The sequence below is a fragment of the Streptomyces physcomitrii genome (genome assembly GCF_012273655.1).
GTDB classification, from domain to species: domain Bacteria; phylum Actinomycetota; class Actinomycetes; order Streptomycetales; family Streptomycetaceae; genus Streptomyces; species Streptomyces physcomitrii.
In genome coordinates, this window is the sequence record NZ_JAAWWP010000009.1 from 188,172 (window position 1) to 213,316 (window position 25,145).

At 71.4% G+C, this 25,145-nt stretch carries 17 protein-coding genes; 5 read left to right on the forward strand and 12 right to left on the reverse strand.

Features of this window, described 5'->3' with window-relative positions:
- Positions 1 to 126 precede the first annotated feature (126 nt).
- The gene (locus HFV08_RS16705) at positions 127 to 1,455 is read left to right on the forward strand and encodes a class I SAM-dependent RNA methyltransferase (RefSeq protein ID WP_168540278.1); all 1,329 of its coding nucleotides are present in this window, start codon (positions 127 to 129) and stop codon (positions 1,453 to 1,455) included.
- Positions 1,456 to 1,909: 454 nt separating this feature from the next.
- On the opposite strand, the gene HFV08_RS31655 is transcribed toward HFV08_RS16705, so the two are convergent.
- From HFV08_RS31655 to HFV08_RS16740, 7 genes are all read right to left on the reverse strand, one after another.
- Positions 1,910 to 2,092, reverse strand: a complete 183-nt coding sequence (locus HFV08_RS31655; protein WP_246341799.1) for a TIGR02679 domain-containing protein — start codon at positions 2,090 to 2,092, stop codon at positions 1,910 to 1,912.
- Positions 2,093 to 2,391: 299 nt separating this feature from the next.
- Positions 2,392 to 2,877 carry a hypothetical protein gene (locus HFV08_RS32650; RefSeq protein ID WP_246341800.1) on the reverse strand — a complete coding sequence of 162 codons (486 nt, stop codon included), beginning with the start codon at positions 2,875 to 2,877 and terminating at the stop codon, positions 2,392 to 2,394.
- Positions 2,878 to 3,903: 1,026 nt separating this feature from the next.
- Entirely contained in the window at positions 3,904 to 4,512 is a 609-nt protein-coding gene (locus HFV08_RS16720) for a hypothetical protein (protein ID WP_312885654.1), read from the reverse strand.
- An 89-nt stretch (positions 4,513 to 4,601) separates the two neighbouring features.
- Positions 4,602 to 6,575, reverse strand: coding sequence for a hypothetical protein (locus HFV08_RS16725; RefSeq protein WP_312885655.1), 1,974 nt, complete (start codon positions 6,573 to 6,575; stop codon positions 4,602 to 4,604).
- Positions 6,576 to 6,909: 334 nt separating this feature from the next.
- A complete protein-coding gene (locus tag HFV08_RS16730; protein WP_168540282.1) occupies positions 6,910 to 7,725 on the reverse strand; it encodes a hypothetical protein in 816 nt (271 codons plus the stop codon).
- A 102-nt stretch (positions 7,726 to 7,827) separates the two neighbouring features.
- Positions 7,828 to 8,487 (reverse strand): Crp/Fnr family transcriptional regulator, encoded by a 660-nt coding sequence (locus HFV08_RS16735; RefSeq protein WP_168540284.1) that lies wholly within the window; start codon positions 8,485 to 8,487, stop codon positions 7,828 to 7,830.
- A gap of 43 nt (positions 8,488 to 8,530) precedes the next feature.
- Positions 8,531 to 9,022: a Pycsar system effector family protein gene (locus HFV08_RS16740; RefSeq protein WP_168540286.1), complete on the reverse strand. Its 492-nt coding sequence runs from the start codon at positions 9,020 to 9,022 to the stop codon at positions 8,531 to 8,533.
- A gap of 902 nt (positions 9,023 to 9,924) precedes the next feature.
- Here HFV08_RS16740 and HFV08_RS16745 point away from each other — a divergent pair.
- Entirely contained in the window at positions 9,925 to 10,215 is a 291-nt protein-coding gene (locus HFV08_RS16745) for a hypothetical protein (RefSeq protein WP_168540288.1), read from the forward strand.
- Here the strand turns inward: HFV08_RS16745 and HFV08_RS16750 are convergent.
- A complete protein-coding gene (locus tag HFV08_RS16750) occupies positions 10,146 to 13,280 on the reverse strand; it encodes a discoidin domain-containing protein (RefSeq protein ID WP_168540290.1) in 3,135 nt (1,044 codons plus the stop codon). The genes HFV08_RS16745 and HFV08_RS16750 overlap by 70 nt on opposite strands.
- A 445-nt stretch (positions 13,281 to 13,725) precedes the next feature.
- Between HFV08_RS16750 and HFV08_RS16755 the strand changes: the two genes are divergently transcribed.
- Complete coding sequence (locus tag HFV08_RS16755) at positions 13,726 to 15,375, forward strand: MFS transporter (RefSeq protein WP_168540292.1); 1,650 nt, start codon at positions 13,726 to 13,728, stop codon at positions 15,373 to 15,375.
- Between the two features lie 145 nt (positions 15,376 to 15,520).
- Here the strand turns inward: HFV08_RS16755 and HFV08_RS16760 are convergent, their stop codons facing one another.
- Positions 15,521 to 16,153, reverse strand: coding sequence for a TetR/AcrR family transcriptional regulator (locus HFV08_RS16760; protein ID WP_168540294.1), 633 nt, complete (start codon positions 16,151 to 16,153; stop codon positions 15,521 to 15,523).
- Between the two features lie 50 nt (positions 16,154 to 16,203).
- Between HFV08_RS16760 and HFV08_RS16765 the strand changes: the two genes are divergently transcribed.
- Positions 16,204 to 17,139: an NADP-dependent oxidoreductase gene (locus HFV08_RS16765; RefSeq protein ID WP_168540296.1), complete on the forward strand. Its 936-nt coding sequence runs from the start codon at positions 16,204 to 16,206 to the stop codon at positions 17,137 to 17,139.
- A 147-nt stretch (positions 17,140 to 17,286) separates the two neighbouring features.
- Here HFV08_RS16765 and HFV08_RS16770 read toward each other — a convergent pair whose 3' ends face one another.
- Positions 17,287 to 18,165: a universal stress protein gene (locus HFV08_RS16770; protein WP_168540298.1), complete on the reverse strand. Its 879-nt coding sequence runs from the start codon at positions 18,163 to 18,165 to the stop codon at positions 17,287 to 17,289.
- Between the two features lie 758 nt (positions 18,166 to 18,923).
- On the opposite strand from HFV08_RS16770, the gene HFV08_RS16775 reads away from it, so the two are divergent.
- Positions 18,924 to 20,561 (forward strand): serine/threonine-protein kinase, encoded by a 1,638-nt coding sequence (locus tag HFV08_RS16775; RefSeq protein ID WP_168540300.1) that lies wholly within the window; start codon positions 18,924 to 18,926, stop codon positions 20,559 to 20,561.
- A gap of 145 nt (positions 20,562 to 20,706) precedes the next feature.
- Here the strand turns inward: HFV08_RS16775 and HFV08_RS16780 are convergent, their stop codons facing one another.
- Together HFV08_RS16780 and HFV08_RS16785 are read right to left on the reverse strand one after the other, a co-directional pair.
- Positions 20,707 to 22,023 (reverse strand): lanthionine synthetase C family protein, encoded by a 1,317-nt coding sequence (locus HFV08_RS16780; RefSeq protein WP_168540302.1) that lies wholly within the window; start codon positions 22,021 to 22,023, stop codon positions 20,707 to 20,709.
- Positions 22,020 to 25,133: a lantibiotic dehydratase gene (locus tag HFV08_RS16785; RefSeq protein WP_168540303.1), complete on the reverse strand. Its 3,114-nt coding sequence runs from the start codon at positions 25,131 to 25,133 to the stop codon at positions 22,020 to 22,022. Before HFV08_RS16785 ends, HFV08_RS16780 begins: the two co-directional genes overlap by 4 nt.
- Positions 25,134 to 25,145 lie beyond the last annotated feature (12 nt).

Consider the following 25,145-nt stretch of genomic DNA (forward strand, 5'->3'; position numbering starts at 1 on the left):
CCGGGGGTGGTGAACGGTACCGCCGCGCGCACCTAGACTGGTGGGCTGCGCCGCCCGGCCATCGCCGCTCCGGCGAACCGCCCCGCCGGGGCCCGGCGCCCCCACCCTCACCCTGGAGTCCCCCGCATGTCGTCAGAACCCAAGAAATCGCTGGTGGGACAGGAGTACGAGGTCGAGGTCGGCCCGGTCGCCCACGGCGGCCACTGCATCGCCCGTACCGACGAGGGACAGGTGCTCTTCGTCCGGCACACCCTGCCCGGCGAACGGATCGTTGCGCGGGTGACCGAGGGCGAGGAGGGCGCCCGCTACCTGCGCGCGGACGCCGTGGAGATCCTCGACCCCGCCAAGGACCGCGTCGAGGCCCCCTGCCCGTACGCGGGGCCCGGCCGCTGCGGCGGCTGCGACTGGCAGCACGCCAAGCCGGGCGCCCAGCGCCGGCTGAAGGGCGAGGTCGTCGCCGAACAGCTCCAGCGCCTCGCCGGGCTCACCCCCGAGGAGGCCGGCTGGGACGGTACGGTCGTCCCCGCCCCCGGCGACAAGCTCCCCGCGGGCGAGGTCCCGGCCTGGCGCACCCGGGTCCAGTACGCGATCGACGCCGAGGGCCGGGCGGGACTGCGCCGCCACCGCTCCCACGAGGTCGAGGTCGTCGACCGGTGCCTGATCGCGGCCCCGGGTGTGAGTGAACTCGGCGTCGAGCAGCGCGAATGGCCCGGCATGGCCACCGTCGAGGCGATCGCGGCGACCGGCTCCCAGGACCGCCAGGTCATCCTCACCCCGCGCCCCGGCGGACGTCTTCCGCTCATCGAACTCGACCGCCCCGTCTCGGTGTTGCGGGTCCACGAGGGCGACGGCAGCGTGCACCGCGTGCACGGCCGCCCCTTCGTCCGCGAACGCGCCGCCGAGCACACCTGGCGGGTCGGCAACGGCGGCTTCTGGCAGGTCCACCCGAAGGCCGCGGACCTGCTCGTCGAGGCGGCGATGCAGGGCCTGATGCCCCGCAAGGGCGAAACCGCGCTCGACCTCTACTGCGGAGTCGGCCTGTTCGCCGGAGCCCTCGCCGACCGCCTCGGCGACAAGGGCGCCGTCCTCGGTATCGAATCCTCCAAGCGCGCCGCCGAGGACGCCCGCCACAACCTCCGCGACTTCGACCGCGTACGCATCGAACACGGCAAGGTCGAGTCCGTCCTCCCCCGCACCGGCATCACCGAGGCCGACCTCATCCTCCTCGACCCACCCCGCTCCGGCGCCGGCCGCCCCACCGTCCACCTCCTCACCACCCTCACCCCCCGCCGCATCGCCTACATCGCCTGCGACCCGGCAGCCCTGGCCCGCGACCTCGGCTATTTCGGGGAAGAGGGGTACCGGGTGCGGACTTTGCGGGTGTTTGATTTGTTTCCTATGACGCATCATGTCGAATGTGTCGCGATCCTTGAGCCCGCCGAAAAAGGCCGTTGACCTGCGGCTTTAATCGATGTGCATGATGGGCGCTATCTTGACGCTCAAATGACGCTCTCCGTGATGTTTTGACGCTCATCTGACGCTCGTTCTGATCGGTCGTCAGGTGTGCATTGGGGAGGTCGGGTGGCATCAAAGCTGCGAGCGGCGATGTGGCGCCAAGGGCTGGTGACGCTCAATGCGGGACCCACCGGGTCGTGCAGATCAGATGTTCCGGAAGAGGACGGCCAGCTTTGTGACCTGCGGCGATGGGTGTTCAGGGAGCGCTGAACTGCGGAAATGACCTTTCGGTCCTTTCGCGCTCTTGCCTGTTGATGCAGTCGAAAGTCCCAGGAGACTCCCAGCGCCAGCGGATGATCTTTCCCCCTTGTATGGGCTGTGCAGACGCGTGCGCTCCGGTCTCGCGACGGTTACGCGGGACGGAGGCTCGGTGCCGGGGGTTTCATGCATGCAGTCAACTGCTGCCGGAGTGCCGTAGCGGGCGGCGTCGGTGAGCCACTGGCCCAGCCCCTGGCCGGGGCCCGGGGAGGTTGAGGACGAGGACGCGGCTGGCTAAGTCGTCGACGATGACGTCGAAGGCGTCCCACAACTCGCGCCGGCTTTCGGCTCCTGATCCCAGTGGGACTCCGCGTGACATGGCCAAGGCGCGCAGGAGCCAGTGTCGGCACAGAGCCGCGGCAGGGATTGAGAACCTTGGCGTCTCCTGTGGCGGCGTCGGCCGTCGGTCAAGGTGGGCAGCATGATCGGTGGAGCGTCGCTTGGTCGGCTGTGCAGGTGTCCATGGTCGTCACAGACGCCGCAGGAAGGCTGCTGTTCCGCAGTCCGGCGCAGCCACGTCGGAGGCAACCCGGAGATTATTGACGGGACAGTCAGAGGCTGACGGTCCGGCCGCATGATCAAGATGAGACGACAAGAGGTTCGCCAGGGACACCATGCTCATCGTGTTTTTCTCCTGGAGACGAACTTCTCATGGTTCTTGCGCCCGGCCGCTGGACGATGTGCCTGGACCTCGGTGGCGTTGATGACTCTGGCCTGCCCGCTCGCACCGAGATGGTCGATGAACTCGGCGAGTGTGCGCAGATTGGACGTCGGGCGCGACGGTGCAGCCCCGCTCGGCGAGCAGGAGCCGCATTTCACCGATCGCACGCGTAATGGTGGAGCGGTCCACGCCGAACCAGCAGGCCAGGACATCGTGCGCCGTTGCATGGCGGAGCACACGAGCGTGGCCAACAGGCGGTCAATGAAGATCTGCTTGTGCTGGGCTCCGGCACCGATGGTCCGGCGGGGGTGTGAATTCAACACGGCCTGGTGCCGCTCGTGTGCAAACGGGCCGAGTTCAGCGATCACAGCGGGTGTCAGCCCGGCGATCCGCTCGCTACGGATGAGTGCTGCACACGCCCAGTCCTTTGCCACACGGATCATGATCAACGATCAAGGTCTCGACGCGTTATCGCTAACCAGGCATGAGCTCGTTAGGTGGTCGGGGGGATGCTGTGGCTGGTGGGGAAATGGGTGACTGGGTCCTATTCCCGTAAAGAGTTCACTGCTGTGCTGGCCGATGCTTTGGATGAGGAATGGATACTTTCCGAGAGGCAAGTTCTCTCGCTATTGGATTGGATACGCCAGCGGGCGGGCGGCAGTCGCTCGGTGTACCCCTTCCTGGTCACCCTGGTCGAGGGGGTACTCCGTCCGAGTGAAGTGCCGGCACTGGACTCAGCCCGACGCTGGCTGGAGTGGGCAAGGGCATATGCGCAGTCGATAGACCCTCTGAGTGGACTTCCCGGCATGCCCCGCACACGCGAACCCACATCGGAGGAGCTCGAACCACACCGCAAGGGATGGAGCCCCCACGGACCGGAACGGCGTGGCCGAGGGTGATGTGAGCCTGTTCGACTGCGCCTTCGAGTGGTCCGATACCCACCGAGACAAGTAGGAGTCTTGCTCTACGAGGTTCGGCCCCTCCTCGCTTCCAGACCACGAAGCGGTACGCCCACCTACAGTCGGATGCTCACAAGGCGGTTCTTGGGGCCTGAGAGAGCCTGGACGTTCCACTGACGATCGCCGCATAGACGTCTCTTTGCTTCGTCCTTGAACGATGAGGCAAAGAAGCGTCTATGCAGGACGTGGGCCAGGGCTCCGAACCAGGGTCGGGGGTATCTGCGACACGGCGAAGGAGTTGTCCGCTCCCGGGACGCTCGAGTTACGGGCGTCGGTCGGTGGGCTCGTCGCTCTTGGGTGGACCGTAGGGTGCCTGAGCGCCGGTCGCTTGATCGGAGGGGTGGGAGGCTTGGTGGCCGTGGAGTCGATAGACCATTTCATCTGGACAACGGTCTAGGCGGGCTCGACGCCAGGCAGCGTCGTAGGACAAAGGCGTTGCGCTGCGCCGTTGAGCGAGGAGGGCTCGGAGGCTGGTCATTGGGGCCAACAGCGCTCGCCACAAGACGAGCTTCATGGATGTGCCCTTCGAGCTGTCGTGTCGGCCCCGGGTATGTCCACCGGCCCGATGCTGCTGGGCAGGCTGCCGCCGTTGAGCGCCTTGAGGGAGTCGGACAGCACGACCATTGCCTGCTGTCGCTTTTCGACGTCTGTGAACCCTTGGCCCACCTGCTCCCATTGCTGCAGGAGTGGGAACCACCAGCGGTTGCAGGAGTAGATCAGGCGAGCGAGGCGCTGGAGTTCGGCAACATGCTCTTCAGTCAGGGCACCGGGGGTGTGGTGCTCAAGTTGGTCCAGGACGACGAGGTCCGGGTGATCGTAGAGGTTGTCCTTCAAGAAACGCAGCCGGCGAACGCGCTGCTCGTCCGCTGCCCGCTGTGCCAGTTGCTCCTTCGCAATGCTGGACAGACCGAGAGCCGCGTAGACGTTCAACAGGCAGTAGTTCGAGGCGCGGTGGGGCATACAGCTGAGGGCGGCGTTGACGGCGTCTTGGGCAGCGGGTACGTCCGAGGCCGCCAGGCGTGCCGCTGTCGCGGAGGCCCTGGCATGCACGGCGGCGCGTACTGTCTCCTCCACATTGGGAGGTACACGCCACAGTGGTCGCCAGGTGATCGTGTACACGGCTTCGAACGCGATGTCGTCCGAGGCACTCGGCAGCAGACGCGGCTGGACAGACGTACTCTTCCGGACTGCACGCCTCCATGGCCACCTCACGGAAGACTCTCTTCAAGCGGAAAGACCGTGTGCAGACGGCTGTCGACGAGGTGGTTGTAGAAGTCGTCAGCCACACTGACGCCCTCAACGGTGGAGATGCCACGCAACTCGTTCATGAGCTTCATGCCAGCCTCGAACATGTTGTGGCCGCGTAGCGCAGGCAGGAGCTGGTTGCGCAACTGTGTGTAGGCACTGGGATCGCTGGCGCACGAGCGAATCCAGTCCGTCAGACGCGAAATGACCTGGGCAGCAGTGTCCGATGAAGAGAGCAGGTTGTTGAGAGCTCGCTGTACGTCGATGTCCGGGGGAGGCGCGCACACGAGCCACGGCGTGCCGTCACGGCGGGCAGTCATCAGCGCGAGGAAGGCCATTGCACCGCCACGCGCCGAGACCTTGCCCTTTTGCCAGCCCTGAACCTCAGCGACCAGTCGCTCTGCCACGGTGGGGTGTTGGACAAGATCGTCGTAGGTAGCCAGGACTTGGACCGCTACGTCGGCGTTCTTGTGCGCGACGCGACGCAGGCGCACCATGGCCCGCTTGGTCAGAGACGTGGCGGCGGAGGAGTCCTCCAGGATCCGTTGACACAGCGCAATTACAGCGGGCGCGTAACTCCTCTGTTCCGCCCACCCGTATAGCGCTGCCCACGCCATGCGGCCGACGTGTTCGTTGCGCACGGCCTTGTCCAGGACCGCACCGAGTACCTCTGGCCGGCTGCTGCTGACGAGTTCACCCAACTCGGCGAGATAGCCCACCGTTCCGTGCCGCACGGTGAGTTCGGCCAGCGCCGCGACGGCGTGGTCTTCCGGATCGGCGCTCTGGGCTGTCGCGACAAGCCAGGTCAGCAAGGGTTTGCGCATGACGTCGTAGTTGTCCCAGACATACTCCAGCACCGCGCGTCCGTAGGCGGGCCGGTCGAAGACCACTGTGTCCTGTAGGTCGACTCGACCCCCGACGTCCTGGATACGCCGACGCATTCCTCGTCCTGCCAGGGCACTGCGGGGCGGCGACAACCCTGGTGCTGTGTCGGCGGCGCCGGGCGCGTCTCCGATGGCTGCGAGCAGAGCGGCTGCACTGCGCGCGACGATGGGCATGGGCGCAGACTGCTGCACGGCCAAGGCCATGAGCAGGCAACGGTCATCCACGGTAAGTGACGGGTTGTCGTGCGCGTGCAGGCTGTTCAGCTCGCCGAATCGGCTGTCGAGTTCACCGCGCCAGTCGGTCAACGCTGCGACGATGCGGTCTTCGAGGGTGCTCCGGGTTTCACCCTCGCCCTCGGACTGCGCGAACGACTGCTGGGAGCTGGTGCGGCTGTGCTCCTCCCAGGCCATCACGACGGTGTGCGCGGCCCGCACAGCGGCCACCGCTGTCAGTCCCCGCAAAGGCGTCGTGGTTTTGGAGAAGGAGCGAAGTGACGTGACGAGTTGGTCGTAGCCGTGGGCAGTTAGGTGCGCCTCGACCATGCTCTGGGCATCGGGCGCCTCGTGCAGGTGAACGACTCGGATGCCGTCACGATCGCTGAGGCGGTGATCCTTCCACAGGTCCTGTGCGACGGTCAGCGCGAGGTAGGAGCGGCAGTCGCGCAGGTGGGAGGCGTGTTTTGACAAGGCGTTCAGGAAGTCGGCGGAGACTTGGTCGTTCTCTGGATGCTTGAGATCGAGCTGGTATGCGTGCGCCCTCTCCAGAGGCAGGCGCCCCTGGCGGGGAGTGTCCCAGTCCGCGTCCAGCTGGACCACGGTGGTTTCGTCAGCAGTGTGCTCGGCCAGCAGTCGCAGCGCGAAGGTGGTGGAGCCGCATGAACGCGGTGCCACAATGACGGTGATCGGCTGGCAGGGACGGCCGGTGACAGCATTGATGATCTGCTGCCAGACCAGGTCCCAGTGCGGGCCCCGTACGAACGGCTGGCCGCGCAACCGCTCACGGTTCTGTTCCACGCCCTCCAGCAGGTCCCGTTTTCGAGTCTCCAGGATCACCTGCTCGATGTGGTGGGCGACAACTTCGGGGTCCCCGTATACGTGTGTCGCTGCACCGTCGGTTTCGTGTACGCGGGGCGCGGGTGGCAAAGCGCCTGGCTGTGGGTGAACTGGAGAGGGGGACGGGTCGTCAGGGTTCGCGCCCGGTTGATCGGCGGAGCCGGTTCCGGGACGCAAGCGATGCAGCCAGCTGCCGGAGCCATTGGACTGGCTCTCGGCACCCTCGTTGTTCGGTGGGGTGGCGTCGGAGCGAGTAGGGTCGAACGGTACGTCAGTCATACCGGAGCTCCAGGGTGTGTGCGGGAAAGGCAGCTGGGGCGGAAGGTTGGAGGCCTCACCGCTGGCGGCGATCGATTCGCACGGTTCCGATGCTGTTGGCGATCGTGGCGTCGCTGACCTGAGCGTGGAACTGAAACGTGCCGCCGCTGCTGGCAGCAGGCGCCTCCGACGCCGCGTTCTGCTGCGCGGTGGAGGACGGCGCAGAAGCCGACGATGCGGCGTCTGTGACATAGGGGTGTACGGCCGGACCGGTCAGGCCCGGTACATGAATCCGGCAGGGCTGCTCGAAGCCGGGCTTGTCGCTGACGCGGGCAACCGCCTTGAGAAAGTGATGTGAGCCCAGGTCCTGCGTGCGTCCCGAGTGCACGGTGCGCTGGTAGACGATCTCGGAGAGCGCGGCAGCAAGGAAGCCGCCATTGTCCTTCGCGGCGGACAGCGCTTGGCGGTTTGCCTGGCTGTCGAGCAGTCGGGTGGTGTCGTTGATGGCGTTACCGCGGTGGTCGGGCAGGGACAGCGGACCGATGTGCACACTGGCTCGCAGCCGAAGGACGGGACTACTGGCCAGCCGCTGCCGCTCGTAGCGCATCAGAGCCGCATTGAGCCGGTCCAGCAGTGGGTCCACGAGTCGTGCCAGCACTGAGGGCGGGAACAGAAGGATCGCCCCATCGCCACTGTCCTTATAGCCACCGTGAAGTTGCTGCGGGTCGGGCAGCTGGCAATCGGCGAGCACGGTCGCCACGATGTCGTCCACGTCGCACCGGGCGGCGGCCATATTCGCCTCGGGGATCTGGCTGTACTTTTCCATGTCGATCGCCACGAGGGCGAGTTCGGCGGGCACATCCGAGGGCTCTGCGTGCAGCGGCGCATCCATCGGGCACCGTCCTTTCAGCACAGGCGGTCAGGGAAGTGCCCATGCTGATCGGGCGGGACGGTCGCCGCTGCCCAGTAGTGGGCACGCCTGAAGTGTGGCCCGTCACGCCTGCGTACGCGCGTGCGATTGAATCGAATGGATGTCGCGAACGAGGAGCCCGCCACTGGAGGTGGTGCGGACCCAGTCCTGCTCGCGCCAGGGTTTGAGCGCGTTGACCACCGCGTTGCGGGAAGCGCCAATCATCTGAGACAGCTCCGTCTGGGTCAGACGCACGGCGAGATCCGAAGCCGAAGTGGATGCGGCCTCGACCAGTCGCGACAGAGCCGATGCCAGACGCAGCGGCACAGATGCGGTGGCCAGTTCGAGCCGAACGGCCTCCGATTCCCTGACCCGGGCGATGGCATGGCGCAGGAGTGGGGCCAGCAGATCGTGCTCCTCAACGAACGTGAGGAAGGAGTCAGCCGGGATGATGCGGATCTGGCAGGTCTCGGCGGCGATGACCGTGGCGGTGCGCGGCTGGGAGTCCAACACGGCCAGCTCGCCGAGTAACTCACCGGCGCCGCGCACGGCAAGAAGCGTCCTTTCTCCGCAGGCCCCGGCCAGGGTGATCAACGTTGACCCGGACTCCAGCACGATCACATGAGTTGCTGGATCTCCCTGGCGGAGCAGCACACTCCGGGCGGGCCTGACGCGCTGCGGTGCTAGCTCCTCCAAACGTGCCCATAACTTGTCGCCGATCACCGTGGCATGCGGCTGATACATGCGTCCCCCCTGCTATGCGGCCCGACACGCTTAGGTGATCGTCTCAACTAATCAGAATGTTGCTCAATAGGCACATTCCAGCCATCGGGAGTGCTGCCAGGGCAAAGTCGACGGACAGGCGGGCTGCTCGCAGCTTCCTGTCCGCCAGCCAGGCCAGCACCCGCAGTCGGCGGCCCTCGATATGCCGTTCAAGCTCCCAATGCGCAGTCGTACTCACACCGACCCGGTGGTGTACGAGCGCTTCGCCCATCAATTCGGTATGCAGTCCCGCGCTTGGGACCACGGGCCGCAGCGCGAGCAGCGCAGCCCCGATGGCGGCCATCAGCAAGAGGCACATCAGGACCAGGAAGAACACCGCGATGGGGGCCATGCCGTGTGCACTCGACAGCACGGCAACCCCTGCAGCCAGCAGGCCACCGGCTATTCCGCATAAGGCCGTTGCTTTCGTATCAGCCCGCTGTACCTCGACGAAGGCGCGTTGAGCGTGTCCTTGCAACCACTCCGTCTCGGCCGGAATATTGCCTGGCTCGTGCATGCCGTCTCACATCCCTCTGTGGCCGTCGCCTGCTTGTTAGGGCAGTTGCCAGCTTGCTCTCATCTGTCGAGGAGTGATGCCTATCGCAGGGCATGAGGAGCGGTAGGTTCCTCACTCCGCGGCGTTCCGTGGCTCCGCGGTCGCTGGGATGTAGGTCGGCACTGGTGGGCGGAGCGAGCGTCTACTGCTGGCTGGGCCTTATGGGGGTGAAGGTCAGCTCGTGTCTCGTCTGACGCTCGTTTGACGCTCCGAGCGTCGGTAGGGTCCTACGGCTGGGCTATGAATGGCATCTGACCTGGGGATACGTCAGATCCCTCCCCATCTGATGTCTTTCCGATGACGCATCATGTGGAGTGCGTGGCGATTCTGGAGCCTGCCGCGAAGGTGCCTGACCTGCGGTTTTGATCGTGCGCATTGTGCGCGGTGTGGGCGTTGCGGGCGATATCCTGACGCCGAGATGACGCTTATCTGATGCTCGTCCTGATGAGGTGTCAGGCGTCTTGTCGGGCAGGTCAACCCTCGTCAGGGTGCCGAGCGCCGCTGGTGTGACGAGGGTAGGTGGCGCTGGGGGCAGACCGGCTCAGTCCTGGTCGGATTGCCCCTGTGGTCGGGGGTACTGTCCCCGGGGGTCCGTCCAGATGCTGCTGCTCGACGCGCTCGCGCCACAGGCTTTCGGGTACCGCCTCGCCGCCACGCCCATGGGCGAGAACCCGTGGAGGCGGTGAGCCCCACCTCCCACAGCTCTCCGGACCATGAGTCTCCTCGTAGTCGGCCAACTGCTGAGTGGACGCGAACCGGTTGCCGGTGTCGTCGACTTCGACGATGCCGCAGCACAGTCGCGGCCTGTGCGGCCCGTGCCGCAGCAGACTCACGGCAGCCGAGCAGCCTGGAGGGTGGAACCAGTGAGCCCCCAGCACACAGTCATCACCGCAGCGGACATCGAGCGGCACTGGGAAGCGCCGTGCTCCCGGGCAGTCGCCAACGGCCTCGACCCGCGGCAGATCGCCCGGGACTCGCTGGTCATCTGCCGCCACGGCGGACAGCCCACCATCGAGTACCGGGCGTTCGTCCTGGACGAGCTGGACCGCAACCCACCGGTGCCGACTCCGGCGGGGGCCCGCGCTCAGTACACCGACAGCCGTACGAGGCCGGTGCCTTCGCTCGGTGTGCCGGAGATCCGCAGTGCCACGTAGCGCGGCGAGCCGGAGTGGTGCAGGCGGCGGAGCCGGCCGTGGCCCGGCAGGGTGCCGGCGCGGGTGTAGCGCACCCCGTCGTCGCTGAACTCCACCTGAGCCGTCGGCGCGTGCCCCGCGCTCCACTCGGCCTCCACCCGGCGCACCGCCCGCGCGGCGCCGAGGTCCACGACCATGCGTCCCCCGCGGCCAGGCCGCCACGCGGTGCCCGGATCCCCGTCCACCGCCGCCCCCGGCTCCGACATGCCCGAGGGCAGCGGTGCGAGAGGGAAGACGGTCCGGTCCAGCGCGTGGTCCTCGGTCGGGTACGGCCGGGCCCCGTGCACCGTGACCTCGGTCTCCCGGCCCGGTCGTACGACCGCCACCTCGCTCTGCCCCTGGGCCGTCACCCGCAGTCGGCAGCCCGGACCGCTCAGGCGCAGGGTCGCCGCGTCGACCACCCGCACCCGCAGCCCGGTCGGCAGCGCGCGCCCCGAGAGCGGGGCCAGGGTGAACCTCGGCGGCAGCAGCAGTGCCGAGGCGGCGTCGAGCCGCGCCTCGTAGCTCAGGCCGCCGCGGGTCACCGTCTGCGTGCCCTCGTAGACCTCCCGGGTCCGGCCCTCCTGTGCCAGGGTCACCCGTGAACGGACCGCCTGCGCGGAGAGGTTGAAGAGGCTCAGGTGCCCGTCCGTGAGCGCCGCGCGGAGCCGCTCGTCCTCGGCCGCGGGTGCGGGGCGCAGGGCGAGGGCGCGCAACTCCCCGGCCGGCACGCCGCAGTGTCCCTCGACGACCAGCGGGCCCGCGGCCTCCTCGGCGCCGTCGGCCAGGACGATGGTGTCCCCGTACACCGCGATCGGCCGCCGCGGGCCGCGCTGCACGAGGCCCGCGCGGCCGTCGACGTCGAGCCAGCCGCCCGTGCTGCGCAGCGCGGGGGCGGGCCCGCTCGCCAGGTCCGTCCAGTGCTCGTTGTCGTCCGAGCCCTGCACCCGGTAGGCGCGGCCCGCCGCCGACTCCCAGCGCAGGGTGACCCGGTCCAGGGCGCGCGCCGCGCCGAGGTCCACCGCCAGCCAGCTGTCGGCCCGCGGCCGGTCGGCGGCGGACACCGCCCAGCGGGTCGCGCCGTCGCCGTCCACGGCCAGCTCGGGACCGCGGCCCGGCGCGTACGAGGAGGCCGTGGCCTCGTGGCCGCGCGCCAGGTCCTCGCCACCCGCTCCGTCGCGGGCCTCCACGGCGAACAGCGAGTAGCCGTACGCCGGATCGGGCCGCACGCCCAGGATCCGCAGGTGCCGTACGGTCGCCCGGTCGAAGACCACCTCGTCGACGCGGCCCGCGGGCCCGCCGGAGGCGTCCTGGGCGTCGACCGCGGCCGTGCCCTCGGCGAAGCGGTAGGTGCGGCGGCCGTCCAGGCCGGCCACGCCCGGCATGGTGAGGTTGTGCACCTCCAGGCGCGCCCCATGGGTGTCCGGTCCCGCGGCGGCATAGACCACCGCTCCCGTGGGCAGTGTCGTCAGCCCGGCGAAGCCGTTCTTCAGGCGGAGCAGTGTCGCGCTGCCGGTGAAGCCGTCCCGCAGCCGCGTGTGCGTACGCACCGACCGGCCGGTGACCTCCGCCTTGGTGGAGGGCAGGAACATCGGGGTGCTGCCGCTGATCCGGAAGAGCCAGTCGTCGTGGCCGGGCTGCCAGGCGAACTTGACGAAACCGGCCTTGGAGACCGCGCCCGCCCAGGCGGCGGGGGACTGGTGGGAGACCAGCCCTGGCCCGCTCCCGAAGTCGGTGGCCCCGGAGGCGGCGGCGAACAGCTCCTCCCGCGACAGGGGCGTCACCCGCCCGCCCGCGCGCGGCCACAGGTGCAGCAGACAGCTGATGGCCAGCTCGGCACGGGCCTCGGGCTCGTACTTGGGCTCGCCGGAGAACTTCGCCAGCCGGTGCTCCGGCGGATACGCCTGGTAGGCCTCCAGCCGGGCGGCCAGCTCCCGCTCCGCCCGGGCCGCCGCCCGGTCGCCTGCCACCTGCGCGAGGAAGGCCAGCGGGAGCACGTCCCGGCCGTAGAGGTGTTCGCGGTCGTTCACCATCGGCATCAGCGGTTCGCCCGCGTCCGACATCACGCCCAGCAGGGTGTGCCACAGGGGGCCGGCGTTGGGCTGCCGGGTCAGCACCTCGGGCAGCGGTTCGCCCGCAGCCAGGAAGTGCGCGGCGTTGCGGCCCGAGGTGCGCCACAACTCCGCCTGGTAGTGCGGTCCGAAGGAGCCGTGGTTCTCCACCAGGAAGGTGTCGTAGACGTTGCGGGCGGTGTTGCGCGAGACCGGGACCCCGTCCACCCGCGCCGGATTGGCCAGGTCGGCCTGCGGCAGCCCGGCCTCGTTGCGCGACCAGATACCGAAGGCGGTGGCCCACTCGGAGCGCCGCCGGTCGTCCGGGGCCCAGGCCAGGGCCGGGGCGAGGGTCTGGGCGTAGAGGCCCATCTCCTCCAGCTTGGTGTCGCCGACGTGTCCGCCCTCCAGGCCGTTGGGCGTCCAGTCCCCGGAGGCCGGGTCGTCGCCGCTGCCGAGGGAGTGGGTGTAGGCCGCCTGCTCCCGCACGATCCGGTCCACCCGGGAGCGGGTCGTGGCGTCCAGTTCCTCCCAGAGCAGCCGGGCGGCGAGGACGAAGTACGACTGGAAGGTGGTGTCGAAGAACAGGGTGCGGCCCCACTGGGTGCCCCCGGTCAGCCGGTTCGACCCCGCGAAGTGCCGCAGCGTGGCGAGGGTCCGGCGCTTGAGCGTCGCCCGGTCGATCCCGGCCAGCTGCTCGTCGTACGTGCCCCGGGTCAGCAGCACCGCGTGCCCGAGGACGACGGCGAAGCCGAAGAAGGCGTCGGTGTAGATGCCGCGCGCCGGGTCCCACTGGGTCTCGGTCCAGCGGGTGTGCCGCAGCAGCACCCGGTAGTACGTGGCGGCGACGTCGTCCTCGGCCGGGCCCTTCGCGGCGGTGGGGCGGGCGGTCGCCGCCGCGGCCGGGGATCCCGTCGCGAGGACGGCCGCGGCCCCCGAGGCGCCGAGGGCCTGCAACAGGCGGCGACGGCCGAGGGAGAGGGAAGTCGGACCCACAGTGGCGCTCCTCTTACGGTCGGTCGGACAACGTTGTCACAATGTCCTGGGGTCACCCTTCGCCGCCGGAACGCGTCCCGTCAAGGGAAAGCGCACGCCCCTTGCCGCCCGGCGGCGGCGAGGCGGGCGAGGAGGCCCCTCGTCCCGCCGCTGCGAGCGGGACCGGACCTGCTTCGCGGCGCGCGGGGCGGGTGCCCCGGCCGGGCCCGCCCGCCGCGCCCGGGCGATGTCCCCCGGCCGGGCACGGGGCGGAAAGGCGGCTGCCCGGGAGCCGTCCCCCTTCGCTACGCTGAGTCTTCGTCCTCGCTCGGGGTGAAGTGCCGTGCAGTGACGTGCTCCTGCTCTGCGCAGTTCACCGGCACCGCGGAGGGGTGATGACCGCAGCACACCGGACCGGCCCCCGTCCCGCCCCGCCCCGGCGGTCGCGGACCCCGGTGGGGACCCGGTGACGGGCGGCCCGCCGACCGGCGAGGGCGACGACCAGGGGCATCCGCGGCGCTGGGCGATCCTGGTGGCCATCTGCGCCGCGCTGCTGGTGATCGTCGTGGACAATACGGTGCTCAACGTGGCGCTGCCGTCGATCGCGGCGGAGTTCGGTGCCTCGACCGCCGGGCAGCAGGCGGTCCTCGACGCCTACGCCGTGGTCTTCTCCGGACTGCTGATCACCGCGGGCGCCTTCTCGGACCGCTGGGGGCGCAGACGGGCGATGGTCGCGGGCCTCACCGTCCTCGGCCTGGCCTCGGCGGCGGCCGCTCTCGCCTGGTCGGTCTGGTGGCTGGTGGCGATGCGGGCGCTGATGGGGGTGGGCGCCGCGCTCGTCATGCCCGCCACGCTGGCCCTGCTGATGGAGGTCTTCCCCGCCCGTGAAAGGCCCCGGGCGTTCGCGGTCTGGGGCGCCGTCGCCTCGGTGGCGATGGCGGTGGGGCCGGTGCTCGGCGGAGCGCTCGTGGCCGTGTGGAGCTGGGCCGGTGCGTTCCTGATCAATGTGCCGGTGGCAGGCGCCGCCGTACTGGCGATCCTCCGGCTGGTCCCCGAGTCGCGGGACGGCCGGGGCCGCCCCATCGATCCGCTGAGCGCGCTCCTGCTCACCCTGGGCATGGTGGCGCTGACCACCGCGGTGATCCTCGCGGGTGAGGGCGGCGCGACCCGCTCACCCGTACCGGAGAGCGGCCTGCTCGCCCTGCTCGCCCTCGCGGCCTTCCTGCGGCGCCAGCGGCGTGCGGCGGCACCGATGATCGACCTGTCCCTCTACCGCAACCGGGAGTTCGCGGGCGGCAGCGCGGCGGTCACCCTGCTCTCCCTGGGGACCGCGAGCACGCTCTTCATCCTGACCCAGTACCTGCAACTGGTGCGCGGGATGAGCCCGTTGGAGGCGGGACTGGCGTCCTCGCCGATGGCGGCCGGGGTGGTGCTCGGCTCCGTCGCGGGAGGCCGGGCCCCCGCCCGTATCGGGCCCCGCCGGTCCGCGGTCCTCGGATTCACCGGTACGGCCGCGGGGTTCCTCTGCCTGGCCGCGTCTGCCCTGGACGACAGCTATCTCCTCATCGCCGCGGGGCTCTTCCTGGTGGGCGGCGGCAACGGCCTCGCCGGACCGGCGGTGACCAGCACCGTCCTGGGCGCGGTGCCCCGGGACCGGGCGGGCACCGGCTCGGCCCTGAACGACACCCACCAGCAGTTCGGCTATGCCCTCGGGGTCGCCTGCCTCGGCAGCCTGCTGGCCTTCGTCTACCGCTCCGGTCTGCCCGGCGGGCTCCCCGAGGACGCCCGCGGGGGACTGGCGGCGACCCTCGGCCACAGCGAGTCGCTGGCCCCCGGCGACCGGCGCGCGCTGGCCGACGCGGCGCGCGCCGCCTTCGCCGACGCGCAGACGGTCAGCATGCTGGTCGCCGCCGGATGCGTCGCAGCCGTCGTGCTGGTGGTCGCCGTCGTACTGCGCGGACTCCCGCCCCGCACCGGGGCACCGCCGCGGACCGAACCGGGGCAGCAGGAGCCGCCTGCCCGCGCACCCGGCACGGCGGCAGCTCCGTCCCGCCCGGACGCGGACCCGCCGCGGGAGCGGAAGCCCGGCGAGTTCGCGGGCGAAGGGGGTCCGTGAGGCGGAGGGGGCCCGTGAGGCGGGGGGCTGACGGTTCGTCACGACGGGAGTCCGGCGCCGCTGCGTCAGCGGCCGAGGGCACCGTCCGCCGAGGGCGCGATCACCGGTGAACGCCTGCCCCGCGCCGGAGAACCGGCCCCCGGGATCAGGGCGTACGGACACCTCTCCCGGACGCCGGCTGCCCGGGGGCGGAGGACGGCGACGTCCTGGGGACTGCCCGGAACGACTGGAGGATCAGCTCCGCGAGCCGCCGCGTCGCCGCCGCCTGTGCCGCGGGGGAGGCGGCGCGGATGCCGCGGCCGGCCTGCATGGTGAGCACGACGTCGTCCAGGCCGACGTCCTCGCGCAGCGCGCCGCTCTCCTTGGCCCGGCGGATCAGTTCACGCAGGTCGCGTACCGCCTGCTCGCGCGCGGGGGCGAACGCGGCGCTCCGCGCGAGGTGCGCGTGGACCGCGGCCACCCGGGGATCGGCGCCGCCGTGGGTGGTCACCAGCCGCTCGACCGCCAGGGCCAGCCCCTGCCAGGGATCCGGTGCCGCCAGGCCCTCCTGGACGATCGCCGTGCAGAGCGTCATGTCCTCGGTGAAGGCCGCGTCGAACAGCGCCTGCTTGGTGGGGAAGTGCCGGTAGACGGTGGCGACACCGACCCGGGCGCGGCGGGCGACCTCCCGTACCGGCGCCGAGGAGCCCTCCGCGGTGAAGACCAGCAGGGCCGCCGCCAGGATGCGGTCGCGGTTGTCCTCGGCATCCGTGCGCGGACGCCTCACTTCGGTTCCCACCTCTCTCACTTTAGCCAGGGAGAGGACCGGGGCGTCCTACGGTCGGGGCCATGAGAGCAGTGCAGTTCAGCGAGTACGGCCCGCCCGGCGTCCTGCGGATCGTCGAGGCGCCGGAGCCCCATGCGGGCCCCGGGGAGATCCGCGTCGCGGCCCGCGCCTCGTCCGTATCGCCGGGCGAGGTGCGCGTCCGCTCCGGCGCGATGCGGGACGTCCTGCCGGTGGTCTTCCCCTTCCGGACCGGCTACGACGCCGCCGGAGTGGTGGACGAGGTGGGGCAGGGCGTCAGCGGGGTGCGCGTCGGGGACGAGGTCTTCGGCGCGACCTCGCTCACCGGCCGCGGGTCCAACGCCGACCACGTGGTGCTCGCCCTCTGGGCGTCCAGACCGGCGGCGTGGACCTGGGCGGAGGCCGCCGGGGCGGCGGGCGCGATCGAGACCTCCTTCCGCGTACTGGACCGGCTCGGTACGGCCGCGGGGCAGACCCTGCTGGTGCAGGGGGCGGCGGGCGGGACCGGCTCCGTCGCCGTGCAGCTCGCGGTGGCGCGGGGCGCCCGGGTGATCGGCACCGCGAGCGCGCACAACCACCGTTTCCTGCGCTCCCTCGGCGCCGAACCGACCACGTACGGGCCGGGCTTGGCCGAGCGGGTCCGCGCGCTCGCGCCCTCTGGGGTGGACGCGGTGTTCGACTGCGCCGGGGGTGCGCTCGCCGAACTCGTCTCCCTCGCCGGTGGCCCGGCCCAGGTGGTCACGGTCGCCGATGTCACCGCGGCCCGGCACGGCGTGCACCTCTCGCACACCACCCCGGGCGTCTTGCTGGGCCCGCCGGACCGGCCCGCCGCATACGGCCTGGCGATCGCGGCCGACCTCGCGGAGCGGGGCCTGCTGCGCATCCCGCTCGCGGGGACCTTCGACCTCACCGAGGTCGCCGCCGCCCACACCCTCAGCGAGGGCGGCCACGCCCGCGGCAAGGTGGTGCTGGTGCACTGAAGGCCCGTCGCGTGCGCTGAACGCCCGTCGCGCCGTCGGGCGCTCCGGGCCGAGGTGCCGGGAGCGCCCGCGCGGGCCGCGGGTCAGGCGCCCCGTCCGGTCGTGGCCCGGGCAGCGGGGAAGCGGGGGCGCTCGCGAGGCGGGGACTCAGGCGGACAGGGGGATGACCGCCACCGGGGCGGTGGAGTGGTGGAGGAGGGCGTGGGTGGTGGAGCCGATCCGGCGCGGGGTCGGGTGGGCGGCGAGGTGCCGTCCGACGACCAGGAGCGCGGCGTCGCCGCTCTGGGAGAGCAGTACCTGGGAGGGCGAGCCGATCTCGACATGCTCGGCCACCTCCACCTGCGGGTACTTCTCGCGCAGGGGCCGCAGCGCCTCGGTGAGCAGTTGGCGGTGCCAGGCCTCCAGGCCGCCCGCGGCGTCCACCGCCGGGGCCACCAGGGGCTCGGCGCTGAACATCGTGGGCAGCGCCCAGGCGCGTACCGCGCGCAGCGGGAGCCCCTGGGCGGCCGCGGCGGCGAAGGCGAACTCCAGGACCTCCTCGCCCGGTGCCTCGGTGTCGTCCACGCCGACGACGACCACGTCCGCCGGCCGGTTCCTGCCTTCGGCGCGCGGCCGGCGCACCAGGACGACCGGGCGGGTGACCTGGCGCAGTACGTGCAGGGCGACGGAGCCGACGAGGTAACCGCCGAGGGCGCCCAGGGCGCGGGAACCGAGGACCAGCAGGTCGGAGTCGACGGAGGCGGTCAGGAGCGCGTCGACCGGCGGCGCGGTGACGACCTCGGTGGAAACGGTCAGACCGGGGCCGAGCCCGCGGGCGCGGGCCGCCGCCTCGGCGAGGACGCCGCGCGCCCACTCCTCTTCCGCGGCGCGCCCGGCGAGCACCGGCGCCACATCCGTGGGCTGCCAGAAGCAGGCGTGCAGCAGCCGCAGCTCCTGCCCGCTGCGCAGCGCTTCGTGCGCCGCCCAGTCGAGGGCGGCGAGGGACTGCTCGGAGCCGTCGAGGCCGACGGTGAGGATGCCGGACATGGTGGTGTGCCTTCTGCCTGGGTGCCTGGGTGCCTGGGTGCCTGGGGGACGGGCGGGCTGCCGCGTCTCCTGTGCCTTCCACGGTCACACACGCGGGCGGTCCCGGCGCGGGCCGAGTAGCCCCCTGCCGGGTCCGGTGGTCCCGGTTCCGGGGGCGTCGTCCGCTCTCCCGCACCGTGCGGGAGAGCGGCGGACGGGGCGCCCGCGGGCACCGGAGGGGTCCGACCGGCCTGTCGCACCCGGGCGGGCACCCTGTCCACTCGGCGAGGCCTCCGCGACCGGCACGGGGGCAGGGCAGAGGGAGGTCCGCACGGTGTCTCCAGTGGTGGCGGCGCTCGACGGCTCGGACGGGGCGCCGCCCGGTGGGCCGCCGAGGAGGCGGTGCGCAGAGGGGAGCCGCCGCATCTGGTGTGCGCGTCCCTGCGGGATCGGCTCCCGGCCGGGCAGTCGGACGATGCGGTGGGGCGCCTCACCGCAGCGGCGCACGCGGTGCTGGAGGCACAGGCCCGCGAACTCACCGCGCACCGGCCCGGACTTGCGGTGAGCACCCGGGTGCTGCACGGAAGAGGGTCGCGTCTGCAGTCGATGTGCGGGGAATTCGGCGAGAGGGCGGATGGGGCGGAGGCGCGGACCGCCGTTGCGGGGAGTGGACGCCTCTGTTGCTGAACCGTGGACCGGTTCACCCCATGGCGCGAGCGTGCCGCAGTAACCTCGCTGTGTTGTTCACGCGGACTCACGGGCGGGGAAGGCGGCGCGACTTGCAGGGGCTTGGTGACGCAGAGCCGAGGCAGATCGGCGGGTACCGATTACTGGGCCGGCTGGGAGCGGGCGGCATGGGCGACGTCCACCTCGCCCGCTCGGACCGGGGGCGGATGGTCGCCATCAAGCTGGTGCGCGAGGAACTGGCCGCGCAGGAGGAGTTCCGGGCACGGTTCCGGTACGAGGTGGAGGCGGCGCGGCGGGTCGGCGGGAACTGGACGGCGCCGGTGCTGGACGCCGACACCGAGGCCGCGGTGCCGTGGGTCGCCACCGGCTACGTCGCCGGTCCCAGTCTCCGCCAGGTCGTCGGACGCGACCACGGCCCCCTGCCGGAGGGCTCGGTACGCACACTGGCCGCCGGCCTCGCCCACGCCTTGCGGGACATCCACGGCGCCGGGCTCGTCCACCGCGACCTCAAGCCCGCCAACGTCCTGATCACCATCGACGGCCCCCGCGTCATCGACTTCGGTATCGCACGCGCCCTGGAGACAGTCACCGACGGCGGCCTCACCCGCACCGGCGCGCTCCTGGGCTCACCCGGGTTCATGGCCCCCGAACAGGTCCGCGGCGAGCGGATCACCCCCGCCTGTGACATCTTCTGCCTCGGTTCGGTCCTGGTCTACGCGGCCACCGGCAAGATGCCCTTCGGCACCGCCCAGACCGGAGCACACGTGCTCATGTTCCGTATCGCACAGGAGGAGCCCGACCTGGAGGGCGTGCCGGGGACCCTCGTGAGTCTCGTACGCGACTGCCTGGAGAAGGACCCCGCGGCGCGTCTGGATCTCGCGGAGGTCCTGGGCCGCACAGGCGTGCAGGACACGCTGGCCGACGGCCGCTCGCACGAGCAGTGGCTACCTGGCCCCCTGGTGGTCCAGCTGGGCAGGCACGCCGTGAGTCTCCTGGACACCGAGACCCCGGAGACCTTGGTGCCTCCGCCGCTCCCCCGTGATACTCCCCCGGCAAGGGCGCCGGCCCCGGAGGCGGCCTCGGTGGGGGAATCGGCCCCCGTGTCGTCGCCCCCTCTCCTGCCGCCGCAGCCTGAACCGCGGAGGGCGGGCCCGGCCGCGGGCGCCACCCTGCCGCGCCGGCCCACTCCCACCGCCTGCACCGCGGACCAGAGCCCGCACCGGCCGCAGCCGTCTCCCTTCCCCCAGCCCCCGCCCTCCCGCAAGCGCGGGCGCATCGCGCTGCTGATCGGCGCCCTGGTCGCCGCACTGAGCGCCGGAAGCCTGCTCTACCTCTTGCTGAAGGAGGACGACAACCACGGCTCGGTACCGACGGCGTTCCTGGGTCAATGGTTCAACGAAGAAGCAGGCCAAGGCACCCGCCAGCTGACCATCCGTCAGGGAGAGGTGGGCGACCGGATCCTCTCGCTCGTCCGTGACGACCTCCAGAAGGACGGCGAGACCGCCTTCCACTGTGTCTGGAAAGGCGACTTGACGGGTGCGTCGAACTCCGACGAGCCGGTGCACTTCGGCCCGACCACTCTCGTCAGCGGGCCGTCTTCCCACTGCGACCCAGGCAAAGCCACCACGCTCACGCTGCTGCCCAACGGCAAGCTGCGCAGGGTGGCGGACGACAGCGGCAAGTACCTGGACTACACCCGTGACCGATCCGGCTGGTCTCCGCCGACCTGACGGGGGCTCCGTAGGCGATGCGGGTGGCAATTCCAGTACGTCAGGTGTCGGGCGTCGGGTGTCAGGCGTCGGGTGGCGGGTCCGGCGCCGACAGGTCGGGGAGGTACTGCTCGCCGGGCACATCTCCCGCCGGTCCCCGTCGAGTTCAGGAAAGCAGCAGAGCCGCGTCCCAGGGCAGGGATGCCGACTCCCCATCAGCGACCGCCGATTGGCTGTCCGACGTGCGTGTCCGGTCGTGCAGGGCGAGTGCGACGCCGGCCGCCCCCTCCAAGAACGTCGGTGTGTCCAGGGGATCCGGGCGCTGTGGTGTCAGTGCCCGGGTGGGGAAGCCGAAGGCGGTCTTGGGGTCGAACCGCGCGCACAACCGGTCGGCGAGTTCGTCCGCCCGGGCGGCGAGCCAGGGGTCGTCGAGATCGGTGGCCATCCGTCCGGTGATCTGCATGATCCCGGCGAGTCCGTGGCACAGGCCGGGCTCCTCGACTCCGGCGAGCGCGTCCGGGGAACGCAGCAGCGCCGTCATGGAGTTGCGCGCGCACGCCACCCATTCCTCCTCGCCGAGGGCATCGCCCGCCAGTTGCAGGGCGCGGGCGACGCCTGGTGTCCCGTAGCACCAGGCCGCCATCGGAGCTCCTGCCCTCGGTCGCGGTCGGGCCTGCTCCTGGCGGGCGCTGACCAGGCGCGGCCACCAGCCGCCCCCCTGGCCGTCGTCGTGGTGCCAGCTCAGCAGCCAGCGCGCGCAGCGGCGCATGGCCGCGTCCTGACCAGGTACGCGGATGTCCTGCGTCCAGCAGAGGGCCATCAGGGCGAGCGGCCCCGCCGCTCCGTGCGCGAGACCGAGGTCGAGCAGCCGGTCCTCGTGTTCGTCGGGGTCTCCTTGGCCCGGCCAGGGAGGGGCGAGCCAGCCGGGCAGCAGACCGCTCGGCGTCTGGACGGGGTCGGTGAGGGCGACGAGGTACCCGAGGATCTCGCGTACGGCCCGGGGATCGCGGCCGGGCTCCGCGAGGAAGTACCGGCCCAGACCGGCGGCGCCGAAGACGGCGTCGAAGTGCGAACGCTGCGCGGGCGCCGCGCCGTTGGCGATACGGAGCCGCTCCGCCGTCAGGACGGAGTCGAAAGTGGCGCGCACACTCGCGTCGACCTGGTGGCGCAAGGTGGCGTACTCGGTCGGGGTGCGGGCGGCGTGCTTGCTGACGAAGCCCAGGCCCGTCAAACCCGAGAGGAGGCCGTGGCCGCCGGTGCCGAAGCCCGCCCGGGCCTGAGCGGTCAGCAGGGTGTGGACGGTGTGCCGCAGTACCGGCCTGTCCTTGCCCAACTCGCTGAACAGCAGCGCCGTTCCGCAGTGCCCCTCCGCGAGGCCGGGGCCGGTGGCAGACGGCAGCTCGCCGGACCATGCCCGTACGCGGTGGGCGATCTCCGCCACGACGGCGTCCGGGTCCCGGTGACCGGGGCGGGAGGGCGTCACCGCGGGAACCTCCTGCGTCCCCGGGCGATCTGCGCGAGGGCGCGCGTCACCGCCTCGGTGTTCTCCTCCGAGGCGCGCTGGGTACCGATCAGCCGGTTGTGGTGCATGTGCAGCACACTGGCGAGAACGCGCGGGAGCCGCACGGCAGGAAACGCGTCCAGGGCCTCGTCCCGGGCGTCGAGGGCGTTCAGTGCCGCGGTCGCGCCCGCCGCGCGGAGTACGGCGCGCAAGCCGTCGCCGTCCAGCAGGCGCAAGGCCTCGGCGCGGTGCTCGCGGAAGTACGCGTGAGCCCTGTCGTTCCTGGGACGCTCCAGGCACCAGTCCGTCCAGGCGTCGCCGCGGGCCCGTCGCAGCAGGTCGAGGTAGTTGGCCGCGGCCAGCACCTGCGGACTGGCATCGAGGGCCTCGGTTTCGAGCAGCCTCAGCTGTTCGAGTACCGCGACGCTGTCGCGGTGGAAGAGGTCCTCGGCCGCCGCGATCGCTTCCCGGCCGCCGTACCGCGCCTCCTCGGGCTCGTAACCGTCCAGGACGAAGCCGCCCGCCATACCGGCGCGGCGCACCTGGGCCACCCAGTCCAGCATCAGCGGCGTCAACTGCCCTGCCAGTACGTCGGGTTCGGCGTGGAAGCGCAGTCTCAGATGCGGTTCCGAGTCGATGTAGCGGATGAAGAACCACCGGTCCACTCCGGACGGCAGCGCGGCCAGCAGGAGCGGCAGCTGCTCGGTCAGCAGCTCGTTGTGGCGGCTCGTGGCGACGTACAGCCTGCCGTACAGCCAGTGGCGGTCGTGGCGTGGCGGGGGCGCCGTGGCCGCGCGGAACGAAGGCGTGCGGGACGGCTCGGGGGCGGGGCGCGCGGGAAGCAGTGAGAGCACCAGCTCGCCGCTGAAGGGCTTCCCGTCCGAGTTCAGCCACCCCTGCCCGCGTCCCGCGTCCTCAGCTGTCTCGAACAGGGTGAGGCCCGAGTGGCGGTCGAGTTCCCGGCGCAGAAGCGTCCGGTGCAGCGCGGCCGAGAGGTCCAGTTCCAGCCTGCGGTCTCCGTCGCCGACCATGACGCGGTCGGGCAGGTGCCAGCGGTCCCGCCAGGCGGCGAGCCGGTCCGCCCAGGCGGCGTCGTCGAGCGAACTGTCCCGCAGAGCCGGGTCGGACAGGTGCCAGCGAGCCGGGGTGAGCACCGTACGGCCGTACCGGACCCTGGGCAGCCGAGGGGCCGCGGTGAGACTGCCCCAGCGCCACAGCGGCCAGGTGTCGTGCGACATGGTCGACACCTCGCGTATCAGCCGCACCGCGACCGGGGACATCGACGGCAGCAGCATGCAGGGGAACTCCGGCACGAGCGGGCGCCCGGTGGTGGCGTCCACGACGTACAGCCGCTCGCGGTCCGCGGCGAGCGCCAGGTCCCGCATGCCGCGCACCGCGGGGGAGGAACGATCCGCGTAGCAGCCCACGGCGATCAGCTCGTCCCTGGTGCGGGGGACCCGGGTGACGTTCACGGCCCGCCCGGAACGCGGGGCGAATGCGAGGTCCGCGTGGAGGGCGTCGCGGTCGGGCGTGGCCTCGGCGGCCCGGCGCAGCGTCTCACCGAGTGCGGCGGTGCCGCCGACGAGGTGGGAGAAGCGACCGCTGAGCGAACCGGGCGAGAACGAACCCATCACCGGGGAGAGCACGAGGGCGAAGTCGCCCCGGCCGACCGCCTCGGCCGAGGTTCCCGTCAGCTGCACACAGAGTTCGACGCCGGTCGAGGGCGCGGGGCGGCCGCCTCCCAGCCGATCCAGCGTCGCGTCGTCGAGGACGACCTCGGGCGAGGCCGAGGCGATGGCGCCGAGGGCGAGGTCCGCGAGGACCGCCTCGCGGTCCTGCTCGCCCGGGCCGGGGGCATCGGCACCGGGCAGGCGCCGCTCGCTGCCGGGATATCCGGCCGGTGCGCCCAGGCCCCGGTGCGGGTCCAGGACATCGGCCAGCGGTACGGCCTGCCCGGTTCCGTACCGTTCGGTGAACGCGGCGTGGTACTCGCGGAGCGCGGCGGGCGGCACGCTCTCGGGTGCGACCAGCTGCAGTACGTGTGCCGCCCGCTCGGCATCGCGCAGCACCTCGCGGGGCAGAACGACCTCCGCGTCGACGCGCAAGTCGACCTGGAGCGGGTGCTCGCCGGGGTGCAGAGCGCGGGCGGCCTCCACCGCGGTGTGCCATCGGTGCAGTCCCGTCCCGACGGGTGCCTCGCGGTAGTCGTCGACCAGGGCGGACAGCGAGGTGAGCCGGGCAGCCGCGTCCGGCTCGCCGATGCTCTCCAGGACGGTGGTCACATGGGACAGCGGGTCGGCCGCGGACAGCGGCGGCCGCAGCTCCGTGAGCAGGAAACCCTGCTGGACCAGCCGCAGCAGCAGCTTCCCCTTCGCCGTGGCGGGGACGGTCGGGTACGCCGCGTCCAGACGGGACAAGAGGTCCGCCACGGGACACGGATGCTGCGCCGCCTCCAGAATGGCGCCCACCGCCCCGGTGTTCTTGACCGACACCTCCTGGACCGTCCGGCCGCCGCTGCCGCCGGATCGCGTCGAGGAGGCGGTGCCGGAATCCTCCTGCTCGACACCGGCCGGCAGCACCCAGCGTTCCGCCCGCGCGAAGACGAGATCGTTGGTGACGACGCGCAGCTTGCCCAGCACAGCGAGATCGCTCTCCCAGCCGGCGACGAGTCCCCGAAGCCAACCGCCGTCCGGCAGAACCGACTTGCTGTGCGACGAGCCCAGACGTACCTGGCAGGTGTCCGCGAAAGTCACCGGCGCCACCCCGGCGAGCAGTCCGAAGGGGGTGGGGCGGCCCGCCGCTCTCAGGGCATAGCGCGTCACCGAAACCGCGAGCTTGCGCAGGGCCTTGGGCCTGGCCTCCCCGGCCTTGCGGCGGACCGAGTCGAGAGCATGGTGCAAGGAGGGGCTGGAAACCGCGAGAGCCTCCGCGAAGCCCTTGTCGGCGGTCAGCTCGTCGAGATAGGCCACCGTCCGTGCGCGGTCGAACGAACCGATGTCCACATACGTCGCCGCGGCGCTTGTCTTCGGCAGCAACGGCATCCGCAGCATCGCCGTGTGCTCCGCACGGAAACCCGAAGCCTCCACCTGCATGTGCCTTCCCCT

Excerpts from the sequence above, each read along its gene's own strand:
- HFV08_RS16705 (WP_168540278.1), top strand. The coding sequence starts at position 127 with ATGTCGTCAGAACCCAAGAAATCGCTGGTGGGACAGGAGTACGAGGTC.
- HFV08_RS31655 (WP_246341799.1), bottom strand. The coding sequence starts at position 2,092 with ATGTCACGCGGAGTCCCACTGGGATCAGGAGCCGAAAGCCGGCGCGAG.
- HFV08_RS32650 (WP_246341800.1), bottom strand. The coding sequence starts at position 2,877 with ATGATCCGTGTGGCAAAGGACTGGGCGTGTGCAGCACTCATCCGTAGC.
- HFV08_RS16730 (WP_168540282.1), bottom strand. The coding sequence starts at position 7,725 with ATGGATGCGCCGCTGCACGCAGAGCCCTCGGATGTGCCCGCCGAACTC.
- HFV08_RS16735 (WP_168540284.1), bottom strand. The coding sequence starts at position 8,487 with ATGTATCAGCCGCATGCCACGGTGATCGGCGACAAGTTATGGGCACGT.
- HFV08_RS16740 (WP_168540286.1), bottom strand. The coding sequence starts at position 9,022 with ATGCACGAGCCAGGCAATATTCCGGCCGAGACGGAGTGGTTGCAAGGA.
- HFV08_RS16765 (WP_168540296.1), top strand. The coding sequence starts at position 16,204 with ATGAGAGCAGTGCAGTTCAGCGAGTACGGCCCGCCCGGCGTCCTGCGG.
- HFV08_RS16770 (WP_168540298.1), bottom strand. The coding sequence starts at position 18,165 with ATGTCCGGCATCCTCACCGTCGGCCTCGACGGCTCCGAGCAGTCCCTC.
- HFV08_RS16785 (WP_168540303.1), bottom strand. The coding sequence starts at position 25,133 with ATGCAGGTGGAGGCTTCGGGTTTCCGTGCGGAGCACACGGCGATGCTG.